Origin of the sequence: Polaromonas sp., assembly GCF_039930745.1 — a bacterium.
Classification (GTDB): Bacteria; Pseudomonadota; Gammaproteobacteria; order Burkholderiales; family Burkholderiaceae_C; genus Polaromonas.
On sequence record NZ_JBDTTH010000060.1, the window covers coordinates 1 to 21,845 of the forward strand.

General features: G+C 63.0%; 24 protein-coding genes. 12 read left to right on the forward strand and 12 right to left on the reverse strand.

Translation table 11 applies throughout. From position 1 onward, the window contains the following. The 3 genes from ABI660_RS16315 to ABI660_RS16325 form a co-directional block, all read left to right on the forward strand. A partial coding sequence (locus tag ABI660_RS16315; RefSeq protein ID WP_348069981.1) for a GSU2403 family nucleotidyltransferase fold protein occupies positions 1 to 545 on the forward strand: 545 nt, incomplete at its 5' end. Between the two features lie 12 nt (positions 546 to 557). After that, a complete protein-coding gene (locus tag ABI660_RS16320; protein WP_348069983.1) occupies positions 558 to 2,936 on the forward strand; it encodes a transglycosylase domain-containing protein in 2,379 nt (792 codons plus the stop codon). A 51-nt stretch (positions 2,937 to 2,987) separates the two neighbouring features. Further along, positions 2,988 to 4,322: a TPM domain-containing protein gene (locus ABI660_RS16325; protein WP_348069985.1), complete on the forward strand. Its 1,335-nt coding sequence runs from the start codon at positions 2,988 to 2,990 to the stop codon at positions 4,320 to 4,322. A gap of 141 nt (positions 4,323 to 4,463) precedes the next feature. Here ABI660_RS16325 and ABI660_RS16330 read toward each other — a convergent pair whose 3' ends face one another. After that, positions 4,464 to 5,573 (reverse strand): hypothetical protein, encoded by a 1,110-nt coding sequence (locus ABI660_RS16330; protein ID WP_348069987.1) that lies wholly within the window; start codon positions 5,571 to 5,573, stop codon positions 4,464 to 4,466. 93 nt (positions 5,574 to 5,666) lie between these two features. Here ABI660_RS16330 and ABI660_RS16335 point away from each other — a divergent pair, with 93 nt between their 5' ends. Then, a complete protein-coding gene (locus tag ABI660_RS16335) occupies positions 5,667 to 6,812 on the forward strand; it encodes an alpha-hydroxy acid oxidase (protein WP_348069989.1) in 1,146 nt (381 codons plus the stop codon). A 33-nt stretch (positions 6,813 to 6,845) separates the two neighbouring features. On the opposite strand, the gene ABI660_RS16340 is transcribed toward ABI660_RS16335, so the two are convergent. Together ABI660_RS16340 and ABI660_RS16345 are read right to left on the reverse strand one after the other, a co-directional pair. After that, complete coding sequence (locus tag ABI660_RS16340) at positions 6,846 to 7,250, reverse strand: DUF3224 domain-containing protein (protein ID WP_348069991.1); 405 nt, start codon at positions 7,248 to 7,250, stop codon at positions 6,846 to 6,848. A 174-nt stretch (positions 7,251 to 7,424) separates the two neighbouring features. Beyond that, positions 7,425 to 7,853 (reverse strand): VOC family protein, encoded by a 429-nt coding sequence (locus ABI660_RS16345; RefSeq protein ID WP_348069993.1) that lies wholly within the window; start codon positions 7,851 to 7,853, stop codon positions 7,425 to 7,427. 200 nt (positions 7,854 to 8,053) lie between these two features. On the opposite strand from ABI660_RS16345, the gene dinB reads away from it, so the two are divergent. Together dinB and ABI660_RS16355 are read left to right on the forward strand one after the other, a co-directional pair. After that, positions 8,054 to 9,313 carry a DNA polymerase IV gene (gene dinB / locus ABI660_RS16350; RefSeq protein ID WP_348069995.1) on the forward strand — a complete coding sequence of 420 codons (1,260 nt, stop codon included), beginning with the start codon at positions 8,054 to 8,056 and terminating at the stop codon, positions 9,311 to 9,313. A 13-nt stretch (positions 9,314 to 9,326) separates the two neighbouring features. Then, positions 9,327 to 10,505, forward strand: a complete 1,179-nt coding sequence (locus ABI660_RS16355) for a DNA topoisomerase IB (RefSeq protein WP_348069997.1) — start codon at positions 9,327 to 9,329, stop codon at positions 10,503 to 10,505. A gap of 38 nt (positions 10,506 to 10,543) precedes the next feature. On the opposite strand, the gene ABI660_RS16360 is transcribed toward ABI660_RS16355, so the two are convergent. The 3 genes from ABI660_RS16360 to ABI660_RS16370 are packed head-to-tail and all read right to left on the reverse strand — an operon-like array spanning position 10,544 to position 12,291. Further along, on the reverse strand, positions 10,544 to 11,089 hold the full coding sequence (locus ABI660_RS16360; protein ID WP_348069999.1) for a DUF1569 domain-containing protein: 546 nt from the start codon (positions 11,087 to 11,089) through the stop codon (positions 10,544 to 10,546). A gap of 25 nt (positions 11,090 to 11,114) precedes the next feature. Then, positions 11,115 to 11,708 (reverse strand): hypothetical protein, encoded by a 594-nt coding sequence (locus ABI660_RS16365; protein ID WP_348070001.1) that lies wholly within the window; start codon positions 11,706 to 11,708, stop codon positions 11,115 to 11,117. Positions 11,709 to 11,718: 10 nt separating this feature from the next. Further along, entirely contained in the window at positions 11,719 to 12,291 is a 573-nt protein-coding gene (locus ABI660_RS16370; protein ID WP_348070003.1) for a DUF3455 domain-containing protein, read from the reverse strand. 196 nt (positions 12,292 to 12,487) lie between these two features. Between ABI660_RS16370 and ABI660_RS16375 the strand changes: the two genes are divergently transcribed. The 6 genes from ABI660_RS16375 (at position 12,488) to ABI660_RS16400 (ending at position 16,944) form a co-directional block, all read left to right on the forward strand. Continuing rightward, complete coding sequence (locus tag ABI660_RS16375; RefSeq protein WP_348070005.1) at positions 12,488 to 13,087, forward strand: sigma-70 family RNA polymerase sigma factor; 600 nt, start codon at positions 12,488 to 12,490, stop codon at positions 13,085 to 13,087. Continuing rightward, positions 13,084 to 13,827, forward strand: coding sequence for an anti-sigma factor (locus tag ABI660_RS16380; RefSeq protein WP_348070007.1), 744 nt, complete (start codon positions 13,084 to 13,086; stop codon positions 13,825 to 13,827). The genes ABI660_RS16375 and ABI660_RS16380 overlap by 4 nt, the downstream gene beginning before the upstream one ends. 40 nt (positions 13,828 to 13,867) lie before the next feature. After that, positions 13,868 to 14,632: an alpha/beta fold hydrolase gene (locus ABI660_RS16385; RefSeq protein ID WP_348070009.1), complete on the forward strand. Its 765-nt coding sequence runs from the start codon at positions 13,868 to 13,870 to the stop codon at positions 14,630 to 14,632. Between the two features lie 166 nt (positions 14,633 to 14,798). Beyond that, positions 14,799 to 15,257, forward strand: a complete 459-nt coding sequence (locus ABI660_RS16390; protein WP_348070011.1) for a tetratricopeptide repeat protein — start codon at positions 14,799 to 14,801, stop codon at positions 15,255 to 15,257. 74 nt (positions 15,258 to 15,331) lie between these two features. Continuing rightward, entirely contained in the window at positions 15,332 to 16,012 is a 681-nt protein-coding gene (locus ABI660_RS16395; RefSeq protein ID WP_348070013.1) for a plastocyanin, read from the forward strand. 86 nt (positions 16,013 to 16,098) lie between these two features. Then, positions 16,099 to 16,944, forward strand: a complete 846-nt coding sequence (locus tag ABI660_RS16400) for an enoyl-CoA hydratase-related protein (protein WP_348070015.1) — start codon at positions 16,099 to 16,101, stop codon at positions 16,942 to 16,944. Between the two features lie 28 nt (positions 16,945 to 16,972). Here the strand turns inward: ABI660_RS16400 and ABI660_RS16405 are convergent, their stop codons facing one another. The 6 genes from ABI660_RS16405 to ABI660_RS16430 all read right to left on the reverse strand — a co-directional run bounded on the left by ABI660_RS16405 (position 16,973) and on the right by ABI660_RS16430 (position 21,842). Continuing rightward, positions 16,973 to 17,689, reverse strand: coding sequence for an alpha/beta hydrolase (locus ABI660_RS16405; RefSeq protein ID WP_348070017.1), 717 nt, complete (start codon positions 17,687 to 17,689; stop codon positions 16,973 to 16,975). A gap of 15 nt (positions 17,690 to 17,704) precedes the next feature. Further along, positions 17,705 to 18,532 (reverse strand): NADPH-dependent 7-cyano-7-deazaguanine reductase QueF, encoded by an 828-nt coding sequence (gene queF / locus ABI660_RS16410; protein ID WP_348070019.1) that lies wholly within the window; start codon positions 18,530 to 18,532, stop codon positions 17,705 to 17,707. After that, positions 18,529 to 19,431, reverse strand: coding sequence for an alpha/beta hydrolase (locus ABI660_RS16415; protein WP_348070021.1), 903 nt, complete (start codon positions 19,429 to 19,431; stop codon positions 18,529 to 18,531). Before ABI660_RS16415 ends, queF begins: the two co-directional genes overlap by 4 nt. Before the next feature lie 137 nt (positions 19,432 to 19,568). Further along, positions 19,569 to 20,393 (reverse strand): 2OG-Fe(II) oxygenase, encoded by an 825-nt coding sequence (locus ABI660_RS16420; RefSeq protein ID WP_348070023.1) that lies wholly within the window; start codon positions 20,391 to 20,393, stop codon positions 19,569 to 19,571. Between the two features lie 3 nt (positions 20,394 to 20,396). After that, positions 20,397 to 21,173, reverse strand: a complete 777-nt coding sequence (gene yaaA / locus ABI660_RS16425) for a peroxide stress protein YaaA (RefSeq protein WP_348070025.1) — start codon at positions 21,171 to 21,173, stop codon at positions 20,397 to 20,399. Positions 21,174 to 21,251: 78 nt separating this feature from the next. Further along, positions 21,252 to 21,842 carry a DUF3501 family protein gene (locus ABI660_RS16430; protein ID WP_348070027.1) on the reverse strand — a complete coding sequence of 197 codons (591 nt, stop codon included), beginning with the start codon at positions 21,840 to 21,842 and terminating at the stop codon, positions 21,252 to 21,254. Positions 21,843 to 21,845: the final 3 nt, after the last annotated feature.

A 21,845-nucleotide genomic window follows, 5' to 3' on the forward strand; every position in this document is an offset into this window, starting at 1 on the left:
CCTACGAAACCGCCTGCGGTGTGAGGGTACAAAACGAAGCGACCGCGACACAGGACATCGACCTTTTACTCGACACACGCAAATACCTGCAATTTTCCAGCACGATGCAACGGCTCGATACGTCCTTGCTTGGCATATTTCAGAAAGTGGACAAGACTTTTGAATTGCGTCACGACCAGAAATACACGGCCGTCAATGCAAGCGGGTTCGAAATTGATGTGATTCGCCGCACCGCGCCCAAAGACAGCAGAGGCGAGCCCCCCCTGCGAACGTCGGAATTCGAAGAAGATTTCTGGGCTGTACAGGTATCGAGCGGCAAGGCACTACTGGACGGCGGTAGCTTTACCCAGGTCGTTGTTGCAGCCAACGGAAACATGGCTACGCTGATCGCGCCAGCGCCCAAAAGTTTTATTCGCATCAAGACCGCACTAAGCGAAAAAACCACGCGTGACCCCCTCAAAAGCCGCAAGGATTTACTCCAGGCAAAAATCGTGCAGCGCCTTATCGATGACTATGGCCTCCAGCATGTGGCTGATGCTGGCTGAGCCAGAGGCAACATGAAAAAAGTTACCGTTAGACTATTTTTTGCTACTTTATTGATAGCTGCCTGCGCCTGTCCTGCCTGGGCCGCAGCCAATTTTGATCAAGTAAAACGCGAGTTCCGCCCATCCGACACGCTGATCCTCGACCGCAGCGGAGAGGTGATCCAGCGCCTGCGCAGCGACGCCACAGTCCGGCGCGGCCAGTGGGTGGCGCTGCCGGACATTTCGCCAGCCTTGCGCACGGCGCTGGTGCTCAGCGAAGACAAGCGTTTTTACGACCACAGCGGCGTGGACTGGCGCGCTGTGTCCAGCGCGGCCTGGGGTAATTTGTGGAACACCAGAACCCGCGGCGCTTCCACGCTCAGCATGCAGCTGGCCGGACTGATGGATGAAGACTGGCGCGCTGGCGCGGGCGGACGCAGCATTGTGCAGAAAGTCGGCCAGACCGTGTCGGCCCAGGTGCTGGAGGCGCGTTGGCGCAAAGACCAGATCCTGGAGGCGTATCTCAACCTTGTGCCGTTTCGCGGCGAGATGGTGGGCATCGACGCGCTGAGCCGCACGCTGTTCGACAAGGCCGCGCACGGGCTGGACGAGCGCGAAGCGGCGATTGCGGCTGCGCTGGTGCGCGCCCCCAATGCCAAGGTAGCGCAGGTGTCGCAGCGGGCCTGCGGTGTACTCAAGGTCATGCAGGCTCCCGCGAAGGTCGACTGCGAAGGACTGGACCTCTTTGCGGCAGCGGCCTTGCAGCGCAAGGCGTTTGACGCAAGTGAAGGTGTGGCGCCGCACCTGGCGCGCAGGCTGCTGGCACTGCGCGCGTCCTCGCCTGCTCCGAAAGGAAAAGAAAGCCTTGGCGCTGAACCCGCCACCCCCAAGGGAGAAAGAGGAGGCAATGAATCCGCTTTGCTTCCTCTCCCTCCAGGTGATGGCAAGGCTGATGGGTCTTCGAACCTCCCAAGCCGCACCCTCACCTCGACCCTGCGCGCTCCCCTTCAACGCTTCGCCGTACAAACGCTCACCCAGCAGCTGCGCGAACTGCACGGCCGGCACGTCGAAGACGGTGCCATCGTGGTGCTGGACAACGCCACGGGTGAAGTGCTTGCGTGGGTTGGCTCTTCGGGTGAACTCAGTGGCGCGGCCGAGGTCGACGGCGTGACGGCGCTGCGTCAGCCGGGCTCTACGCTCAAGCCGTTTTTGTATGCCCAGGCGATTGCCGAGCGCCGCATCACCGCCGCCTCGCTGCTGGAAGACTCTTCATCGCAGATCCAGACAGCGGGCGGCCTCTACATTCCGCAAAACTATGACCGCCAGTTCAAAGGGCTCGTGTCGGCTCGCACCGCGCTCGGTGCATCGCTGAATGTGCCGGCCGTGCGCACGCTGGTCATGGTGTCGCCTGACGCCTTTCACAAACAACTCAAGGCCGTGGGCCTGCCGCTGCGAGAGTCGGGCGACTACTACGGCTACAGCCTGGCACTGGGCAGCAGCGAGGTCTCTTTGCTGTCGCTGGCCAACGCCTACCGCACGCTGGCCAATGGCGGGCGCTACAGCGCGCCCTCGCTGGCGAAAAACCCAAAGCCGGTCTTCAGGCCCGCGCTGGATGCACGCGCCGCCTTCATCACCACCGACATCATGTCCGACCCGATGGCACGCGCCCGCACCTTCGGCACCGACAGCATTTTGGCGACACGCTTCTGGACGGCCGTAAAAACCGGCACCAGCAAAGACATGCGCGACAACTGGGCCATGGGCTTTTCGCAGCGCTACACCGTGGGCGTGTGGGTGGGCAACGCCAGCGGCGCACCCATGTGGGACGTCAGCGGCACCAGCGGCGCAGCGCCCATCTGGGCGGCCCTGATGAACTACCTGCACAAGACCGAACGCAGCCGCGCGCCCACGCCGCCCGCCGGCCTGGTGCAAAGCCAAACCCGGTTTAGCAACCAGGGCGGCACGCCACTGGAAGCAGCCCGCAGCGAATGGTTCATCAAAGGTACGGAGCAGTCCCTTTTTGCTATTAATTCAGGAGCTGCCAGCGTTCATCCTGAAAGGTCTGCAGCCCGAAACAGCACTCAAAAAGGCATTCAAAAAACAGTTCCCGAGCCTGATGCGGTGCCCCGCATCACTGCCCCCGCTTCAGGCACCATCATCGCGCTGGACCCGGACATTCCCCCCAAACACCAACGTATCAGCTTCAGCGCCGAAGGTCGCGGCACACGCTGGCTGATAGACGGCAAGGAATTCGCGCGCGGCCCACGGGCGCAATGGTTGCCGTGGCCCGGCCGGCACGTTGTGCAGTTGCTGGATGCCAATGGCAAGGTGGCCGATGAGATCAAGTTCGAAGTACGCGGCGCCGGTGTACGCGAAGCCAGCGCGCGTGGCGGCGCGCCTGCAGTGCGTTGAGGGAGCACGTTCATCTTCACACCCCCGACATCCCACACCCCTGCGCTCACCATGCCTCATCGCCAACCCTCTCTACCTTCCCTGCAATTCCGACCAACGCACCCAACACGGCACCTCTACAAAACCCTGGCCGTACTATGGGCCGCGCTCTGCGTGCTGGCGGCCGGCGCCATGGCCCAGCCGACCGATGCAGCGCAGGCGCCCGAGCCAACCGATGTCACGGCGGTGGCCAGGCCGACCGATAGCGTCCGGGTGGCCGTTCCCCCCTACAGCGCGCGCGTACTCGACACCACCGGCACACTGCACACCACACACATCGCGGAATTGAACCAACAGATCCTGGCGCTCGAGGCAGATACCCGGGCGGCGGTGGTCGTGCTCATGGTGCAAACCACGGGCGACGAAGCCATCGAGCAATACGCCACGCGCGTGTTCGAGAAATGGAAGATCGGCGACGCAGAGCGCGACGACGGCATCCTGATCCTGGTGGCTACAGAGGACAGGCGCATGCGTATCGAGGTGGGCCAGGGCCTTGAGGGCACCGTGCCCGACGTGCTGGCGGGCCGCATCATCGACCAGGACATGAAGCCGCGATTCCGCAGCAACGACTATGCGGGCGGGCTGAAAGCGGCCATCAACAGCATCGGCACGCGGGTGCGCGGCGATACGCAACCCCTAAGCAGCGAAGAGTCGGGCGGCATCACGCCCTTTGGCTGGGCATTTTTTGCCACACTGATGTGGGGTTTCGCCGTGGGTGCGGTTCGCGCACACCGCACCTGGAAATGGCCGGTGACGGTCGGCGTGCTCGCCGCCATGCCGCTGGTGGCGGCGGCTGTACTGAGGGAGCCCGGCATGGGATTCGTGCTGCTGTCTTTCCCGGCGCCGCTGACGTTTGCGCTGGGCTTCGGCTGTGGCCGCTCTCGCGCGATGCGCATGGTTGTCAGCGGTATCGCGCTGGCGATCGGCCTCCTGGTCGGCATTGCGCATGCGGTGGGCGCCGACAGGTTCGGCTGGGGCTTTCTCTACGCCGTGGTGGGCGGCGTCGGCTGCCTGCTGCTCGGCCTGATCGCCATGGGTGTTCGCAGGGCCTACAAGCGCAGCCTGGTGGAGTTGGGCGTGCGCAGCGCGGTGGTGACCGGCATCGCGGCGTATGTGGCGTTCGAAAATCCGCCGGGCCCGTTCGGGCCTGACTGGACCTCCTGGCTGCCCGTGGGGATGGCGACCGGCCTGGCGATGCTGTTCGCTTTCTTCCCAAGCGGCGTTAGCAGCAGTAGCGACAGCGGTGGCCGCAGCTCATCCGGCGGCAGTTCCAGCTCCAACTCCAGCAGCAGCCGGAGTTCATCAGGCGGCTCCAGCAGCGGCGGCGGCGCATCCGGCAGCTGGTAGAAGGAAAGTGCTTGCCGTGGCCAGGGGCACACGGTGCAGCTGGTCAGCGAACGCGGCGAGGTGCTGGGACGAGATATGCATCGAAGTGCGTGATGCTGTCGTGAAGGCCAGCCGGAGCTGAACCGGCGCCGGCAAATGGCCTCAGCCAGCATTCAGTGCAGCGGCTAGCAACGCGCACAACTCGGGCAGTTCTTCCTCATCCACCGAGGTGAGCTCCAGCCCGATGCTGCCCTGCGCTGACCGGTGCGGCGCAACCACCACCACCGGATCACCCGCACGCAGCAGTTCGATCACACCGGCGGCGCTGATGCGGGTAACCACCGCGTCCACATTTAGCCACAGCCGCGCAAAACCATTACCTTGCGGATCGGATGTGCGCTCCACGACCACACCCGGCCAGCCGCCGGCCGCGGCTGCCACGGCATCGAGCTTGCGCTGCTGGGCCATGCACCAGTCATCCTGCGGTGTGGCAGCGCGCACGCGAATGGCAGCCAGTACCCCGGCCAGCGCCTCCTTGGTCGGCTTCATGGCCCTGCCGATGCCACCATGTTGTGCGTCAAGCGCCGCAACCAGGTCCGCACGCCCCAGCACCAGGCCTGCCGTGGGGCTGCGCAGGTATTTCTGGCCACTGAGCAGCACCAGATCAGCCCCGCCGGCCACCAGCTCGCGTGCGCGCCAGTCCTGCGCAGCCGCGTCCAGCACCAGAGGCACGCCGGCTGCATGGGCAAGCGCGGCCAATTCGTCGGTGACAGCCGGCCCCGAGCCTGTAGCCAGGTGCGACTCGACGGCCAGCACACAGGCAATACCTCCGCGCGCCAGTTCGGCAGCCACATCGCCCGGCGCTGGGCACGGCACAGGCTGCGCACCCGCCAGCCGCACAGCCTGCGTGATCGCCTGGCCGTAATGCACCTGGTGGGCCGCGAGCAGCAACACGCGGCTCGGCATGCCCGTGCTGTCCGGCAGTTGCGCCACGCGCGCCGCATCGGTGCCGGCCGTGCAGGCAGCCACAGCCAGCGTGATGGCTGCCGCACTGCAATGGGTGACGCAGGCCGACTCGGCGCCGCTCCAGGCCGCCAGTTCGCGCCCTGCGAGGGTCTGCAGGTCCGCCAGCACCACGTGGCGCTGCAACATCAGCGCTACCGCCTCGGCCACGGCAGGATCGCTGCGCGAAACCCCATAAGGGGTGGGCGTGCCCCAGGCATTGATGACCCGTTTCAGGTCCGGAAGAACAGGCGTTGAGAAGCTTGGCATGAAGAAAATTCCGGAATTGTGCGCCTGCATGCAAATTTCTTCAAACCGGGCGCTCTGCAAACCGCTAGCATCAGGGGCTTCCAAGGAGACTCCATGCCCGTGATCACCACCATCGAAGACCTGCGCGTGCTGGCCCAAAAGCGCGTGCCGCGCATGTTTTACGACTACGCCGACTCGGGCTCGTGGACTGAAAGCACCTACCGCGCCAACGAAGAAGACTTCGCAAAAATCAAGCTGCGCCAGCGTGTAGCAGTGAACATGGAAAACCGCAGCACCGCCACCACCATGGCCGGTTGTCAGGTAAAAATGCCGGTCGCCATTGCGCCCGTCGGCCTGACCGGCATGCAGCATGCCGATGGCGAAATCCACGCGGCACGTGCTGCCGAGAAATTCGGCATTCCCTTCACGCTGTCGACCATGAGCATCTGCTCCATGGAAGACATTGCGGCCTCCACACAGGCGCCGTTCTGGTACCAGCTTTACATGATGCGCGACCGCAGCGCGATGGAAGCCATGATCGCGCGCGCCCGCAAGGCCCGCTGCAGCGCGCTGGTCCTGACGCTGGACCTGCAGGTGATCGGCCAGCGCCATAAAGACCTCAAAAACGGGCTGACCGCCCCTCCCCGGCCGACACTGGCCAACATCATCAACCTCATGACCAAACCGCGCTGGTGCCTGGGCATGGCTGGCACGCGCCGCCGTAGCTTTGGCAACCTGGTCGGCCACGTCAAGGGCGTGAGCGACATGAGTTCTCTTGCGGCGTGGACCAACGAACAGTTCGATCCGCGCCTGTCCTGGGCGGACGTGGCCTGGGTGCGCGAGCGCTGGGACGGCAAGCTGGTGCTCAAGGGCATCCAGGACGTGGAAGACGCCCGGCTGGCCGCACAAAGCGGTGCGGATGTGATCATCGTCAGCAACCACGGCGGCCGCCAGCTTGATGGCGCGCAGTCCAGCATCACGGCCTTGCCGCCGATTGTTGAAGCCGTGGGCAGCAGCATCGAAGTCTGGATGGACGGCGGCATCCGCTCCGGCCAGGACGTCCTCAAAGCCTGGGCCCTGGGCGCGCGCGGCACGATGATCGGACGTGCGATGGTCTACGGCCTGGGTGCCATGGGTGAAGCTGGCGTCAGCAAAGCGCTGCAGATCATTCACAAAGAGCTCGACATCACCATGGCCTTCTGCGGCCATACGGACATCCAGAAGGTGGACAAAAACATCCTGCTCCCGGGCACTTACTGAAAAACAGGGCCCACCGCAGCGAGGCGCTCTCGTTCAATCCTGCGGAGAGATCTCGTAGTCCATGGCATACGAATGCTTGCCATCAGCGATCTGGATACTGAGCGTACCAGTGATACCCGCGAGTTCGCCAGTGCCTGAATCGGGCACGACGCTGACAGTCAATTGCGGTGCGCCGCGGTTCATGGTGCCGCTGTGCTGCAGCACGAAGCTGCCGCTTCGCCCCTGTAGCGTTCCCGTCACACACTCCATGGCTACGTAACCGGCCGAGCCCTTCACGGCGGTGCCCGCGCTCAGCATCTCGCCCTGGCTGGTGGCCTGCAGATCGCCACTGAAAATCTTGCTGATCGACAGCCGCCCCATCAACGGCCCAGCCTCAGTGTTGGACAGCGGCTGAGGCAGGAGTTTGACTTCGAAGGTTCCGGTTGCGTGGGATGGCATGGCATTGGCTTTCATGGGGATAGCGATGCCGCCGATGATGCCAGAGTACATCTGGAACTACAGCCGTAAGGCCGACCGGTTTCGCTGATCAGCTTTTTGTCATTTGGCAATGGCTGCGCGGCTTTGGGGCTTGTAACAAAGCTTCATGCTGTTTCTGACTGTTGTCAGGCCGGATCACACCGCCCAGGGATCGTAACTTCCAAAATTCCAGACATGGCCCTCAGGATCCCGGCAGGAGTAGCTCCTTCCTCCATAGTCTTCGTCCTTGATGTCGATCACGATGACCGCCCCGGCAGCAACGGCCTGCTTGTAGTGAGCATCCACATCTTCGACCCGGATGTAAGCGCTTTGTGACCCGACGCAGCCAGATTCGGCCGGCGATTTGACAAGCTTGTGGAAGTCGTTGTTGGTGGCTGAGCCCAACATGATCATTCCGTTGCCATGGACAAGTTGGGCGTGCGCGATGACGCCGTTTTTGTCGGGGACCACCAACTGCTCGTGAAAGCCGAAAGCGCGGCACAGCCATTTCACCGCTGCGGCGCCGTCCCTATAGCGCAACGTGGGAATGATGGTTGCGTGTTTATGGTTCTGTTCTCCGGCCATGGCAGCTACTCCTTGAACAATCGGGCTGTGGATCAATGGGTAGCTTGACGTGCCACCCGGTCTGGCGTACATGCGAATATTCACCCGGGATCAATTGCGCCTTCGTAGGGAACAAGGGAAAAAGCCCGTCAGCCCGAACCTACGCTACCGGGGCACGGACCGTCCGACCCAACCCTTGCCCGCAGCGCTATGCTTGGCGGGTGGACAATTCGCCCCCTTCTCCCCCCTCCAAACTACGCCGCATTGCACATCTGGACATGGACGCCTTTTTTGCGTCCATCGAACTGCTGCGTTACCCGCAGCTCAAAGGCCTGCCGGTCGTCATAGGCGGCGGGCGACGCAAGGTGGACGAGGCTATTCGTGCCGACCCGGAACGCGCGTTGCGCTTTATCCCGGTCGAAGAATTTCCGCTGCTCAAGGACTATGTGGGCCGTGGCGTCATCACCACCGCCACCTACGCCGCGCGGCAGTTCGGCGTGGGTTCGGCCATGGGCATGATGAAGGCAGCCAAACTGTGCCCGCAAGCCATCGTGCTGCCGGTGGATTTTGAGGAAGTGCGCAAGTACTCGCGGCTCTTCAAGAGCACCATCACCGAGGTAGCACCGCTGATGCAGGACCGCGGGGTGGACGAGGTCTATATCGATTTCACCGAGGTGCCCGGCGGCCAGCGCGAGGGCGGCCGCGTGCTGGCGCGGCTGATCCAGAAAGCGATTTTTGAGAAAACCGGACTGACCTGCTCGGTCGGCGTGGCGCCCAACAAGCTGCTCGCCAAGATGGCCAGCGAATTCAACAAGCCCAACGGCATCTCCATTGTTTACGAGGGCGACCTGCAGGAAAAAATCTGGCCGCTCCACGTGCGCAAGATCAACGGCATCGGCCCCAAGGCGGGCGAGAAACTGGCGAAACTGGGCATCCAGACGATTGGCGAGCTCGCCGCGCAAGAGCCGGCCTTCCTGATCGGCCACTTCGGCAAGGCCACCGGCGCCTGGATGCACGAAGCCGCCTGGGGCCGCGACGACCGCCCGGTGGTAACGGAAAGCGAGCCGGTTTCCATCAGCCGCGAAACCACGTTCGACCGCGATCTGCATGCCGTGCGCGACAAGGCCGAGCTGGGCGCCATCTTCACCCACCTGTGCGAGAAACTGGCGGAAGACCTGCAGCACAAGGGCTACGTCGCAAGAACGATAGGGATCAAGCTGCGTTATGACGATTTCAGAATTGCGACACGTGATCAGACGGCCGGGTCCTACACAGACGACGGGGCGACCATCCGCAAAATTGCCGGTCAATGCCTGAAGCGAGTGCCGCTGGAGCGGCGCCTGCGCCTGCTGGGCGTGCGGGCCGGAACGCTTGCCAGGCTGGGGGAAGTGCCTTCTATTGAACAAAAACCGACTCCAGCCCAACAAAGACGGGCACTAACAGCTATCGAATCAATAGCGTCTATGGATCAACTTTTCTAGTTACTTCTACAGCATGCGCGGCAAGAACCCCAGCAAGTCCTCTTCCCCCGCACGCAAACCAGACGCCATCCCGCCTGTAGAAGCTGTGCCCGGCCTGGTGTATGTGAGTGACGAGCTGCCAGGCTTTACCCGGGCGCGCGAAGGCGAACGCTTTCGCTATCGCGATATGCAGGGCCGCTGGCTCAAGGACAAGCAGGTCATCAGCCGTATCGACAAGTTGGCGATACCGCCGGCCTACACACAGGTCTGGATCTGCCCGCTGCCCAACGGCCACCTGCAGGCCACCGGCCGCGATGCGCGCGGTCGCAAGCAATACCACTACCACGCGCTCTGGCGCGAACAACGAGACGAAAGCAAGTTCGACAAACTCGAAGCGTTTGGCCTGGCCCTGCCGCGCATACGGGCACGTGTTGCGCGCGATCTGGCGCCTGCCAGGGGGAAAAGCCTGAGCCGTACCCGGGTGCTGGCCACATTGGTGCGGCTGCTGGACACCACGTTTTTACGGGTGGGCAACGACGAATACGCCAGAACCAACGGATCCTTTGGCCTGACGACCCTGCGCGCGCCGCATGCAGGTGTGCGAGGCAGCACGGTACAACTGCGTTTTCGCGGAAAAAGTGGCGTCCTGCAGGACGTCCGGCTGGAAGATCCGAAGGTGGCGGCCGTGGTGCGCCGCTGCCAGCAATTGCCGGGGCAGGAACTGTTTCAATATCTGGATGAAGATGCACAGCCCCGAACGCTGGGTTCAGGTGACGTCAACGATTACCTTGCGGAAATTGCCGCAGGCAAACGCCGGGTGCCGGAACTGCGCAGCAAGGCCCAAGCGAGCCACTTCACTGCCAAGGATTTCCGCACCTGGCACGGCACGGTGCAGGCGCTTGAACTCACGCGGCTGGCCTGTTCCGGTTCCGGGCCAACACCTTCCAGCTACACCGTAAAGGCCGTGCTCGCCGAAGTGGCCAAGCTGCTGGGCAACACGCCTGCGGTCTGCCGCAAGTCTTACATCCACCCGGCGGTCATGGAGCTCGGCGCTTCGCTGGCCGGCGACAGCCAGGCCATGATGGCATTGGCGGACTCGTTGACCGGCGGCAAGACACTGCGCGGCCTGTACAGCGCCGAAAACCGCTTGCTGGCGTTTTTGAGGAATCGGCGTCGCAAGCTCAAGGTGGCCGCCAAAGGCTCGCCGCCCTGAACAGCAAGGCCGGTAGCGGCCTCGTAAGCACCGCCTTTTCAGGCCAGCACGATTTCGTCCTGGTGATTCGCGATATGCAGGGCATGGGCCATCGCAAAATCTGCCTTGCCGAGCGCGCCATAGGCAAAGTGCGGCTTCAGGAGACCGGTGTGACCGTTGAAACGCGTGATGGCCGCGCGCAAGCGCACTGCGCCGGGGCGCCAATCAGCACCGGCCCCCAGCGCAGGTGCGCCTGGAATGGGTTCGCTCAGGCTGTGGCTCATCTGCCCGCGCCACTTGAAAATAGCAAACGCTGCGGCACCGGCGGTGGCTTGGAAGGCCGCGCTTTTGGGCTGCGGGAACCCGTCCAGGCTCATCTCTATGCTCTGGGCCATGTGTTCAAGCACGGCACCCATCGGCCATGCACCGGTGGCGCGCACGCTACCCGCGCGATCGAGCTTGTCGAGCCAGCGCAAGGCGTCGTCAAGAGACTGGACTTTGGGTTGGTCGGCCATGGTGTATCCCCCGGCAAGCGCGGCAGTGGCAAAAAGTGAAAAATCGCGGCGATTCATGGCAGCATGGTAGCAGCGGCTTTCCGAGGCCATGCCAGCACCGCCTTGCGCGCCTTCTTCAACGTTGGCTATCGCCTTCTGCCCTATCGCCCAGCGGCGCAAGGTCGGACACATACACACGGTCTCGAAGCCGCAGCTCCTGGCCTTTCTGCCAGAAGGACTCAAAGGCAGCCAGATCTTCTTCCCGTGCACGCGCGTGCCTGCGGTGCGGCGACGGCGGGTCTGACACCGTGGCATCCGCGTCTGGCTCTGCTTCAGGCTGGCTGACCTCGAACCCTGGCATCTGCTCATTGACCCGCCAATACACGCTACTCACCAGGATGCCGTAGCGAGCGACCGCATTTTTGCCGATCGCCGCGCCCAGAGCGACCAGTTGCCCGGGACGGCCCTCGCGCTTGTGCATGAAATCGGTGGAAAGATCCATCAGCACGGAATACATGTGACCGCGCCTGTCGTTGCGCACCACACGGAAACGGTAGCTTGCCGACAGGATGCCGTGGGCCTGCATGGTGACCTTGATCGCTTCATACAGCATGTCGCGCCGAAACTCCATGCGCTCGTCGAGATTCATCCTGACGGGCCCAGTCTCCGGGCCGGCAGGCGCGGATTTCGCGCGCTTGCCGGGACTGAAAAGATTCCTGAGTACAGACATGCCGGTGGTATCAGGGAGCGGTGGCGGTAAAGAAAACATAGTCCGCGGTGTAGCCTTCCTTGATACGCTTGCCTGCATCGGCCTGGGCTGCGCAACCCCGGTCAGGGGCATTGCCACCTTCGGTATTGATGCGCTGTACGCTGGTGACGCCTGCCATCCTGCCGCTGCCGCCGGCTGATTTGGCGGACAGCAACAGCAGCGGGATATCAGCCGCACGCTCGCCGTTGGCGCGGGCCTTGACCGTACCCAGGGTTTTGCTGCCGTCCAGCGCCGTCCAGTTCGGGCCCGCACCGTGCGTACCGACCCTCTCGTCTTTCTGGTTGAAAAGATCGGCTTCAGGTGCCACAAACACCCAGGCCCATCCGCCCTTTCCGTCGGCGCGGCATTCATAAATCTGCGAGCCCACGGCGTGCCAGGTGAAGGCGGCGCGTTCGTTGCCAGCCGGTTGGAGCGCGGCGGGCACGGGCCTGGCTGTGTCTGCAGGCCCAGCCGGCGTAGAAGCGCAGGCGCCGAGCAGGCCAGCACAGAATACGGCCAGGACCACGCCGGCGCCGGAAAACGGTGTTGCAAAACCAGATGTCATGACGATCTCCTGAAGAAGTTGAATGTGCGGATGAAGCAGCCGACCGGCCGGGAACGTGCCCGGGCGCCATAGCATGCGGCAGCCCTGCCTCCCCGTGACAAACGCCGCATTCAGCCAACCGGATGCAGAAGTCCAGACTTTTTTTTCGCGCCGCAGGACGCTTGCCGCCATGGCAGAACTCCCTATACTCAGCCGCATGAAACCAGACACCCCCAGCCTGGAGGCGTTGATCACAGCTGCGGCGCAGGGCGACCATGCCTGCTTCGCCCAAGTCTATGAACGCACCCACACGCATCTGTTTGGCGTTGCCATACGTATATTGGGTCAAGGACAGGCGGCCGAAGATGTGCTGCAAGAGGCGTATGTGAGTATCTGGAAAAGTGCCGGCAGCTACCGCAGCGAGGTAGGCGGGCAAACCATTCAACCCATGACATGGCTGATTGCCATCGTCCGCAACAAGGCACTGGACGCCTTGCGTGCCCGCACGCGCCGCCGCGAAAGCGAGTTGCCCGAGTCAGGCGACGTCGATGAAGACGATGTGCAGTCCGTTGGCAACCCGGCCCCCAGCGCCATGCACTTGCTCGAACAGGCCAGCCAGGCCCTGCATATCGAAGGCTGCATGAATGGGCTTGACGGTAGTTACCGGCAAAGCCTGGCCCTGGCTTATTACCAGGGGCTGAGCCACACCGAGGTGGCCGCGCAAATGGGCGCGCCGCTGGGTTCAGTGAAGGCCTGGATACGGCGTGGCCTTGACAAGCTCAAGGGCTGCCTGGCTGCGCAGGGGGTGGTGGCATGAGATATACCAGCTCCGATCTGCTGGAACACCTGGCTTCGTCTTATGTGCTGGGGACGCTGGCAGGGGGCGCCCGGCGCCGTTTTGAGCGACTGCAACGCGACCGCGCCGATGTGCGCGTGCGGGTCACGCAGTGGGAGGCGCGGCTGGGCCAGCTCGCCATGTCGGTGCCGGTGCACCAACCCTCGCCCCGGGTGTGGGCCGCAATCGCGGCGCGCACGCAACCGGCCAGGCCGCAACATGCTGCGCAGGCCAAAGCCGGCTGGCTGGGCTGGCTCAAGCCCGCGGGCTTTGGTTTTGGCGGCCTCGCCGCCGGTGTGATGGTGGCCAGTGTTCTGTTTTTGACGGCACCGGGCATCTTCCTGTCCAGCGACCAGGTCGCCATGCGCACCGGCGAAAAACTGCCGCAGAGTTACGTGGGCCTGCTGACCGATGCTCAGGGCAACGGCAAGCTGCTGGTCAGCTCGCTGCGTCACGGCAAAACCATGACCGTGAAGGTCATAGGCCCGATCACGCCGCCGGCAGCCGGCACGCTGGTGCTGTGGGCTGTGCCCGCCAGCGGCCCGTCCTTTGCGCTGGGGCCCGTGCCCACCAGCGGTTCGGCGGTGTCCCTGCTTCCTGACACCTCCGAGAAATTGCTGTCCAAAGTCAGCAAGCTGGTGGTGACGCTGGAAACGGATGCAGCAGCGGCCACCCCAAGCGGACCCGTGGTGTTCAGCGGCAACTGCGCCAAGTTGTGGTGAACCGGGCCGGACGCCGGTTTTTCAGCGGGCCTTCCAGCTCATGGTGCGGGTGATCACCATTCTCGCGGCGCTTGTGGTGCTGGGTTACCTGGCACTTTGCGCTGCTCTGTTTGCGTTTCAACGTTCGCTGATTTATTTTCCCCAGCCTCGCTCCATGGGTGCCGACGCCACAACATTCCATCTCCCGGTTGCCGGCGCAGAGCTGGTGATTTCCGCACGGCAGACGGCAGGCCCCAAAGCCATCGTCTACTTCGGCGGCAATGCCGAAGATGTTTCGTCCAGCCTGCCGTCCTGGTCGCAGGCTTTTCCCGCCCATGCGATCTACATGCTGCACTACAGGGGCTACGGCGGAAGCACCGGAAGCCCCACGGAAGAAACGATACAGGGCGACGCCCAGGCATTGTTTGATCTTGTGCGCCAGAAACATCCCGACATCGCTGTTGTGGGGCGCAGCCTGGGTTCGGGCGTGGCGATCCGGCTCGCAAGCCAGAGGGCGGTGTCCCGCCTGGTGCTGGTGACACCCTATGACAGCCTGCAGGACCTGGCCGCGAAGCAGTTTCCTTATTTCCCGGTCAGGTGGCTGCTCATCGACAAGTTCGAGTCCTGGAAGTACGCGCCCCAGGTCACAGCGCCCACCTTGCTCATCGCCGCCGAACAGGATGAAGTCATTCCAAAGTGGAGCACGGAGCAGCTGCGCACGCGTTTCAAACACGGAGCGGCCAGGCTTGAAGTTCTTCCCGGTACCTCCCACAACACCATCTCTCTGAGCCCCGGGTACCTGAAGCTGCTTCAATCTGCCTTATGAGCGCGGCTCGCAGATAGCCGCATGGCGTCATCGCCCGTTGGGAATGAGGGCGCCGTGATTACAAATAATTTACAACTTGCCCTGCATCCGTTTCGCGGTTTCCCTCGTTTGTCCAAGGTGCTGACTGACAGCGCATCTCAATCAACCGACCATCAAGGAGCCCGACATGAACACACTGACCCTTCGCCAATTCATCGCCCTGCCCATCCTGGGCTTCGCCCTGGCCGGCGCCGCCCTGGCCGCCGACATCCAGACCACCCCTGTTGAAAACGCAAAGCTTGACGATTTTTCTGCCGGCAAAAAAGCCCTGGAAGCCAAAAAGTGGGCTGAGGCTGCCAGCAGCTTCAGCAAAGTTGTCGCGCAAAATCCGAAAAACGCCGACGCTTACAACTACCTCGGTTATTCGAACCGCTGGATGGGCAAATATGACGAAGCTTTTGCGGCCTATGGCAAAGCGCTGGCACTGGACCCGAAACACCGCGGCGCGCTGGAATACTCGGGCATTGCCTACTTGAAGACCGGCCAGAAGGCCCAGGCAGAAGCTCAGCTGGCCAAGCTGCAGGCCATCTGCAGCAGCTGTGAAGAAACCACCGACCTGGCCAAGGCGATTGCAGCGGCCAAATAAACGCCCGCTGCCCCCCACCTCCCGGCCGGGCCGGGAGGGTTCCCCATTTTTCCCACCCTGGCCGGAAGAAATCCATGACCTGCTTCAAACCCCTGCACCCGCTGCAATCTGCTCTGTTTTTGATAGCCGCTTGCGCGCTTTCCATGGGGGCCAGAGCCGGAAATATGACAATAGTGGTGCTCGACAAGGAAGGCAAACCGGCGCCTGACGCCGTGGTGGTGGTGGTGCCGACAAGCAAAACTGCCACGCCTAAAAATCCGCTGCCCGGGCAGGTCACGATTCACCAGGAAAAAATGCGCTTTGTGCCGGCCGTCAGCCTGGTGGCGCTGGGCGCCAAAGCCCAATTCGTCAATAACGACCCTTGGGAACACCATGTACGCGCCTCGGCAGCCGGGGCGGCGCAGTTCAATGCGGCGGCCGGCGACGGTTTCGAGTTGCGCCTGGACGGCAGGCCTGAAGGCAAACCCGCCAAAACCGCGGAAGCCACTTTCAGCAAGCCCGGCGCCGTTCTGCTGGGCTGCCACATCCATGGCTCCATGCGCGGCCATGTGTATGTGAGCGATTCCCCCTGGGCGGCACTGACCGGCGCCGACGGCGTGGCGCAGCTGGAGCAGGTGCCCGAAGGGGCGGCACAGATCAGGGTCTGGCATGCTGACCAGTTGCTTGACCTGGCCCCGCAGGCTTACACCGTGACGGCCACGCCCGACAAACTGACCCTGCAACTGAGCGTGGTGCCGCGCCGGCGGCGGCTCTAGTATGGGCACCCGGCGCGCCACGCCTGGCGGGTGGGCGTCTCAGGCGTGACTGGCTTCAAGCGGCGCACTGATTTACATTGACAGGCATGAACCCACTGACCTGCTTTTCCCTTTCTACCAGCGACCACATCGCCCACTTGGTGCTCAATCGCCCCGAGGCGATGAACACCATGCATCCCACTTTCTGGCGCGAGTTGGATGAGGTGCTCACCCACATCCACAAAGCCGGCGATGCGCGGGTTCTGGTGATCTCCAGCACTGGCAAGCACTTCAGCGCCGGCATGGCACTCGAAACCTTTTCCGGCGCCATTGCCATGGACGACCAGAGCCCCGAAGGGCGCGCAGCGATCTTCGACATGCTGGCTGACATGCAGGCCACCTTCACCAAACTTGAAACACTGCGTATTCCAGTAATTGCGGCCATCCAGGGCGGCTGCATAGGTGGCGCGGTGGACATGGTGACAGCCTGCTGCCTGCGCTACGCGACGGCCGATGCGTTTTTCTGCATTCAGGAAATCAACATCGGCATGGTGGCTGACGTCGGCACCCTGCAACGCCTGCCCAAGCTGGTGCCGCTGGCGGTGGTCAAGGAACTGGCCTACACCGGCCGCCGGCTTCCCGCGCAAAAGGCGCTGGGCTACGGCCTGGTCAACGAGGTGTTTGATTCGGCTGATGCCATGCTGGCAGCCGCCCTGCAATGCGCCAAAGAGATTGCCGCCAAGCCGCCAGTTGCCATCTGGGGCACGAAGCAAGCCATCCACTACACGCGTGATCATTCGGTGGACGACGCGCTCAAACAAATGGGTTGGCTGCAGGGCGCGATCTGGAGCAACCAGCATGTGCGAGAGGCCGTGACGGCGATGAAGGAAAAACGCGCGAGTGATTATCCTGGCCTGTCGCCGCTCCAATATTTCAATGAAATCGGGCTCTAGCCCTTATTCAACGCGCACAAGCTGCTCTTTATTTGATAGCAATTGTGGGTGGCAACGAGGCCATTGAGGAGATGAATTCGCTCACTGCGCGGGCGGCCTCTGCAGGCACCACCTGCAGCAGAAAATGCGGCGCCTCCAGTACCAGCATGGTGGTGCCGGGTCTCACCTCCAGCACATGTTGACCAGCGCTGAAGGGAACCACTGCATCGTGCGCAGCGCGTAGGTAAAGCGTCGGAACAACGACCTCTGCCAGCTGAGGGGAGACGTCAGCCGAAAGCACAGCGCGCAGGCGGGCTCGTAAGACCGGCCGCGCGACCTGACCCAGCGCTCGCGACAAAGCATGACGCCAGGCCATGGTATAAAACCGGCCGAGCAGCAACCTGGCCAAAAGTCCCACGGGTATGACCACCATTGGCAATAGGCCGACCCAAGGTCTGAGCACGACCATCAAGGGACGCGGATTGCGGGCAAAAGTGCAACACAGCACCAGCCCCAAGAGTTGCGGCGGGCGACTTGCCGCCAAGGCTATGGCGATGGGGCCAGAGAATGACTCACCAAGAAGCACATAAGGTTCGTTCACTGGAAGCGCAGCTCGCGCCACCGCTTCAAGCCCCGCATAGTCCAGCGCCTCGGTCGCTGGGTAGCGAAGCACTTTGACCTTGATTCCTGGCGACACAGCGGCTGCAAAAGCAGCCAGCAACTCCCCTGTGCCGTCCATGCCCGGTAAAACAACCAAGGTGACCATGACGAACGGAAGTGTTTACTGCCGCGCCGTCCGCATATTCGCCGGCATGGGCTGCGGGTAACTCGTGCGAAACGGGTTGATGTCCAGCCCGCCGCGCCGGGTGTAACGCGCGTACACCGACAGCTTGAGCGGCCGGCAGCGTGTCCAGATGTCCATGAAGATGCGCTCGACGCATTGCTCGTGGAACTCGTTGTGGTTGCGAAAACTCACGATGTATTGCAGCAGGCCTTCCTGGTCGATGGGCGCGCCTGAATAACTGATTTGCACACTGCCCCAGTCGGGCTGGCCAGTGACCAGGCAATTGCTTTTGAGCAGATTGGACACCAGGGTTTCGGTGACGGGTGGCTCTTCATGATCGGCAAACAGCAGCTCCGGTGCCGGTGTGTAGTGCTGGCATTCCACGTCGAGGCGGTCGAGGTTCAGGCCGTCGAGTTCATGCACGGGTTCCTGGTCAAACAGCTCCGGCCCCAGCGTCTTGACGCCCACACCAGCACCCACCACGGCGTTCAGATCAGCGCGAATGCGTTCACGCACTTCGCGCGCATCAAGGAAGCGCGTGTTGTTGAAACTGCCCAGGTAAAGCTTGAAGGACTTGCTCTCGACGATGTTCGGCGATTCGCAGGGCACGGTGATGTGCGCCAGTGCCAGCTGCGGCTTGCCGCGCTGGTTGAGCCAGCTCAGCTCATAGGCGGTCCAGGCGTCCGCTCCAAAAAAGGGAAGGCTTTCGCCCAGGCCCAGCTCTTCGCGCTTGATGGCACGGGGAATGGGAAACAGCAGCGAGGCGTCGTACTGGTCGATGTAGGGCGTGGGCTTGCCCAGTTGTGATTTGTCGGGCGTGTTCATGAGGCGGCCTCCGCAGCCTTGAGGTGGGGAATCAATGGCTCGAGCAAACGCTCGACCACGCCTTTGGGCAGGTCGTGGCCCATGCCCTCGATGCCAACCAGGCGCGCGCCAGCGATACGCCGCGCGGTGTCTTCACCGCAGGCAAAGGGCACCAGCGGGTCGGCCTTGCCGTGCACCACCAGCGTGGGCAGGCGCAGGCTGGCCAGTTCTGCGGCGCGCCGGCTGTCGGCGACGATGGCCACCATCTGGCGCAAAACCCCTGCGGGGTGAAAACTACGCTGCGCGGCAGCCGTGATGCGTTCGCGCAATTCGGCGTCGTCTACCGGAAAACCCGGGCTGCCAATCGCCTTGAAGAGTTTGACGTAGTGGTCGGTCACCGAGGAGATGTCCTTGCCGGCCGGCCGGCTCATCAACACACGCATGACACGCGGTTCGGCCTGGGGCAGCCCGCGCGCGCCGCTGGAGCTCATGACGCTGGTCAGGCTCAGCACACGTTCGGGCGCCGCGAGCGCCACGCGTTGCGCGATCATGCCGCCCATGCTGACGCCCACCACATGCGCCTTCTGCACACCCAGCGCGTCCAGCACGGCCAGCGCATCGGCCGCCATGTCGTGCAGTGCATAAGGTGCCTTGACCGCTAGGCCCAGCTTGTATTTGATGCTTTCCCAAATCAGGTTGGGCTGGCCCAGGTGGTCGAATTTCTGCGACAGGCCGATGTCGCGGTTATCCAGGCGGATCACGCGATAACCGGCGTCCACCAGCGCCTGCACCAAGGCCGGCGGCCAGGCCACCAACTGCATGCCCAGGCCCATGATCAGCAGCACCACGGGACGGCCGGTGGTGTCGCCGGCGTGGGTGTCTTCGATTTCGATATCTATGCCGTTAGCTCTGATTTTCATAAAGGCATTATGAACACCCCTGTCAGCGCGGAGTAGACGGACCTCTCAGCAGGGGCCGCGGAACTGGCTTTTCCAGGCCGCAGGCGCCGCCCCCTCGAGGGGGAACAGGCTACACGCAGTGAGCCTGGACGGGGGTGTTAAATGAACTCTTTTTCTCGCAGCCATTTGGTGGCCACCCATTTCTCTCCCGCCAGCACCGGCGCACCGCCATGCAGGCTGAGCGTCGAGGCGTGCGGTTGGTCGTAGCTGAAAAAAACCGCATGGCCGCGCTGCGGCGCCACCTCCAGGCCGACATCGGGGAAAACCGTGGCACCGCCGGCTTCCGGCGCACTGAGGTAAAGAATCAGGGTGGCCACCCGTTGGCCGCCGCGCTGCAGGATGGAAGGTGTACCTGGCTCGGCGGGGTCGAAATAGTCGTAGTGCGGCTTGTACTCGGCACCCGGCAGGTACTGCAGCACCTGCAGACCTTCGCCGTTTTCAATCGGCCACTCCAGCAACCGGGCCAGGCGCGCTTCGATGCGGTTCACCAGCTCATTTTCGCCGCGCGTGAAAAACATGCCGCGGCTGGTGCGGTCGTCATTGAGTTCTTCGCCGCCGGTCTTGACGGCGACGGTGAGCGAACGGGACAGGCGTGGCCTGGCGGTTTCCATCAGCGCGCTGCATTCGTCGTCGCTGAGCACATTGCCGAACACCACGATGTGCGGCTGGCTCATCTGCATCAAAACATCCACCTGCCGGTCGCCCGCGTCGATTCGCAGGGCAGAGCCCAGCGCGGGCAGCGGCACCGGCACGGGTGCTTTCAAGGTACCGGCGATCACGCCGCGTGCCACGTCGGTTTGCCAGCCTGCAGCCCGCATGGCCTTGAGCATGGTGGCAATGGTGTGCCCCAGACTGGCCTGGGTGCGCACCCAGGCTTGCACCTGGGGCGTCACGCGCTGGGCTTGGTCCGGGGAAAGGCTCATGGCTCAATCGTCCTGGCGTCGGCGAAACACCAGCCGGTCGGGCCCGGACACCGCGGGTGCAAAACGGTAGCCTTCGGCCTCGAAGCCTTCGAGCTTCCTGACCGTGGCCAGTTTTTTCCCAATGGCGTAACGCGCCATCAGGCCCCGCGCGCGCTTGGCGTTGAAGCTGATGATCTTGTATTTGCCGCCCTTGAAGTCTTCAAAGACGCAGCTAACCACGCGGGCTTTGAGCGCCTTGCGGTCTACCGCCTTGAAATACTCCTCGCTGGCCAGGTTGACGACGACGGGCGAGGTGTCGGCGGCCGCGCGCTCGTTGAGGTAGCCGGCGATCTGTGTGCCCCAGAACTGATAAAGGTTGTTGCCCTGCGCCGTGCTCAGGCGCGTGCCCATCTCCAGCCGGTAGGGCTGCATCAGGTCCAGCGGGCGCAGCACGCCATACAGGCCGCTCAGGATGCAGACGTGCTTCTGCGCCCAGTCCAGCTCTTTGGCCTTCAGGCTTTTCGCATCCAGCCCGCCATACACGTCGCCATTGAAGGCCAGCACGGCCTGCCGGGCATTCTTCTCGGTGAACGTCGGCGACCAGACCTGGTAACGCGCCACGTTCAGGCCGGCCAGCGTGTCCGAGAGCGACATCAGTTCACTCACCTGCGCAGGTGTTTTCTTCCGGAGTACCTTGATCAGCTGGCTGGATTGTTTGATAAACAGGGGCTGGGTATGGGTGGCCACGTGAGGCGGTGTCTCGAAGTCCAGGGACTTCGCGGGCGAGAGTAAAAAAAGCATGGGAGGTGCGCGCAGTGAAATAAGGCAATCCCCGACTTTACAGCGCGGCACCAGCGGGCCTCCCACCCGGGGTCCGACTCAGCGCAGGTCGCTCGCCAGCGAGGCCAGGGTTTCGGCGGGAATCGTGACATGCGCGGGGTAATAGGTGTGGTCGCAACCAAGCTTGACGCTGGCACCAGCCTTGACCGCTGCACACATGGCCGCATCGAGCTCGAAGCGCAAAAAATGCACGGCCGAGGTTTTCTCGTCGTTTTCGCGGTCCATGTCTTCGTCCGCAATCGCATACACCCGGGCGTGGCCTTCGACCTCGACAAACAGCTGGTCTTCCACACCTATCAAGCGCGCCAGCTCGCGCTTGCGCTCGTTGACGTCGGGGTACTCGATCAGCATGGTCGCCTTCCAGTTGCTGCCCTCTGGCACCAACGGCGCGTAGGCTTCGATTTCCTGGTCGATGGCCTCTGCCTCAAAGATTTTTTCAAGGCGCAGCATCTCCTGGATCTGGTAACGGATGCTGGTTTCGCTCTCGAACTGCACATTGATATGTTCGCCCAGATGCACGCTGCGCAGCTGGCGGTGCGCCATGATGGCGGCCTTGTTTTCCTTGCGGTGCTGGCTGTAGGCCTCCAGTGTCATGAGGCTGTCGCGGGTGATTTTTCCGGTGACTTGCATGTC

Excerpts from the sequence above, each read along its gene's own strand:
- ABI660_RS16320 (WP_348069983.1), top strand. The coding sequence starts at position 558 with ATGAAAAAAGTTACCGTTAGACTATTTTTTGCTACTTTATTGATAGCT.
- ABI660_RS16325 (WP_348069985.1), top strand. The coding sequence starts at position 2,988 with ATGCCTCATCGCCAACCCTCTCTACCTTCCCTGCAATTCCGACCAACG.
- ABI660_RS16330 (WP_348069987.1), bottom strand. The coding sequence starts at position 5,573 with ATGCCAAGCTTCTCAACGCCTGTTCTTCCGGACCTGAAACGGGTCATC.
- ABI660_RS16335 (WP_348069989.1), top strand. The coding sequence starts at position 5,667 with ATGCCCGTGATCACCACCATCGAAGACCTGCGCGTGCTGGCCCAAAAG.
- ABI660_RS16340 (WP_348069991.1), bottom strand. The coding sequence starts at position 7,250 with ATGCCATCCCACGCAACCGGAACCTTCGAAGTCAAACTCCTGCCTCAG.
- ABI660_RS16345 (WP_348069993.1), bottom strand. The coding sequence starts at position 7,853 with ATGGCCGGAGAACAGAACCATAAACACGCAACCATCATTCCCACGTTG.
- ABI660_RS16355 (WP_348069997.1), top strand. The coding sequence starts at position 9,327 with ATGCGCGGCAAGAACCCCAGCAAGTCCTCTTCCCCCGCACGCAAACCA.
- ABI660_RS16360 (WP_348069999.1), bottom strand. The coding sequence starts at position 11,089 with ATGGCCTCGGAAAGCCGCTGCTACCATGCTGCCATGAATCGCCGCGAT.
- ABI660_RS16365 (WP_348070001.1), bottom strand. The coding sequence starts at position 11,708 with ATGTCTGTACTCAGGAATCTTTTCAGTCCCGGCAAGCGCGCGAAATCC.
- ABI660_RS16370 (WP_348070003.1), bottom strand. The coding sequence starts at position 12,291 with ATGACATCTGGTTTTGCAACACCGTTTTCCGGCGCCGGCGTGGTCCTG.
- ABI660_RS16375 (WP_348070005.1), top strand. The coding sequence starts at position 12,488 with ATGAAACCAGACACCCCCAGCCTGGAGGCGTTGATCACAGCTGCGGCG.
- ABI660_RS16380 (WP_348070007.1), top strand. The coding sequence starts at position 13,084 with ATGAGATATACCAGCTCCGATCTGCTGGAACACCTGGCTTCGTCTTAT.
- ABI660_RS16385 (WP_348070009.1), top strand. The coding sequence starts at position 13,868 with ATGGTGCGGGTGATCACCATTCTCGCGGCGCTTGTGGTGCTGGGTTAC.
- ABI660_RS16390 (WP_348070011.1), top strand. The coding sequence starts at position 14,799 with ATGAACACACTGACCCTTCGCCAATTCATCGCCCTGCCCATCCTGGGC.
- ABI660_RS16395 (WP_348070013.1), top strand. The coding sequence starts at position 15,332 with ATGACCTGCTTCAAACCCCTGCACCCGCTGCAATCTGCTCTGTTTTTG.
- ABI660_RS16400 (WP_348070015.1), top strand. The coding sequence starts at position 16,099 with ATGAACCCACTGACCTGCTTTTCCCTTTCTACCAGCGACCACATCGCC.
- ABI660_RS16405 (WP_348070017.1), bottom strand. The coding sequence starts at position 17,689 with ATGGTCACCTTGGTTGTTTTACCGGGCATGGACGGCACAGGGGAGTTG.
- queF (WP_348070019.1), bottom strand. The coding sequence starts at position 18,532 with ATGAACACGCCCGACAAATCACAACTGGGCAAGCCCACGCCCTACATC.
- ABI660_RS16415 (WP_348070021.1), bottom strand. The coding sequence starts at position 19,431 with ATGAAAATCAGAGCTAACGGCATAGATATCGAAATCGAAGACACCCAC.
- ABI660_RS16420 (WP_348070023.1), bottom strand. The coding sequence starts at position 20,393 with ATGAGCCTTTCCCCGGACCAAGCCCAGCGCGTGACGCCCCAGGTGCAA.
- yaaA (WP_348070025.1), bottom strand. The coding sequence starts at position 21,173 with ATGCTTTTTTTACTCTCGCCCGCGAAGTCCCTGGACTTCGAGACACCG.
- ABI660_RS16430 (WP_348070027.1), bottom strand. The coding sequence starts at position 21,842 with ATGCAAGTCACCGGAAAAATCACCCGCGACAGCCTCATGACACTGGAG.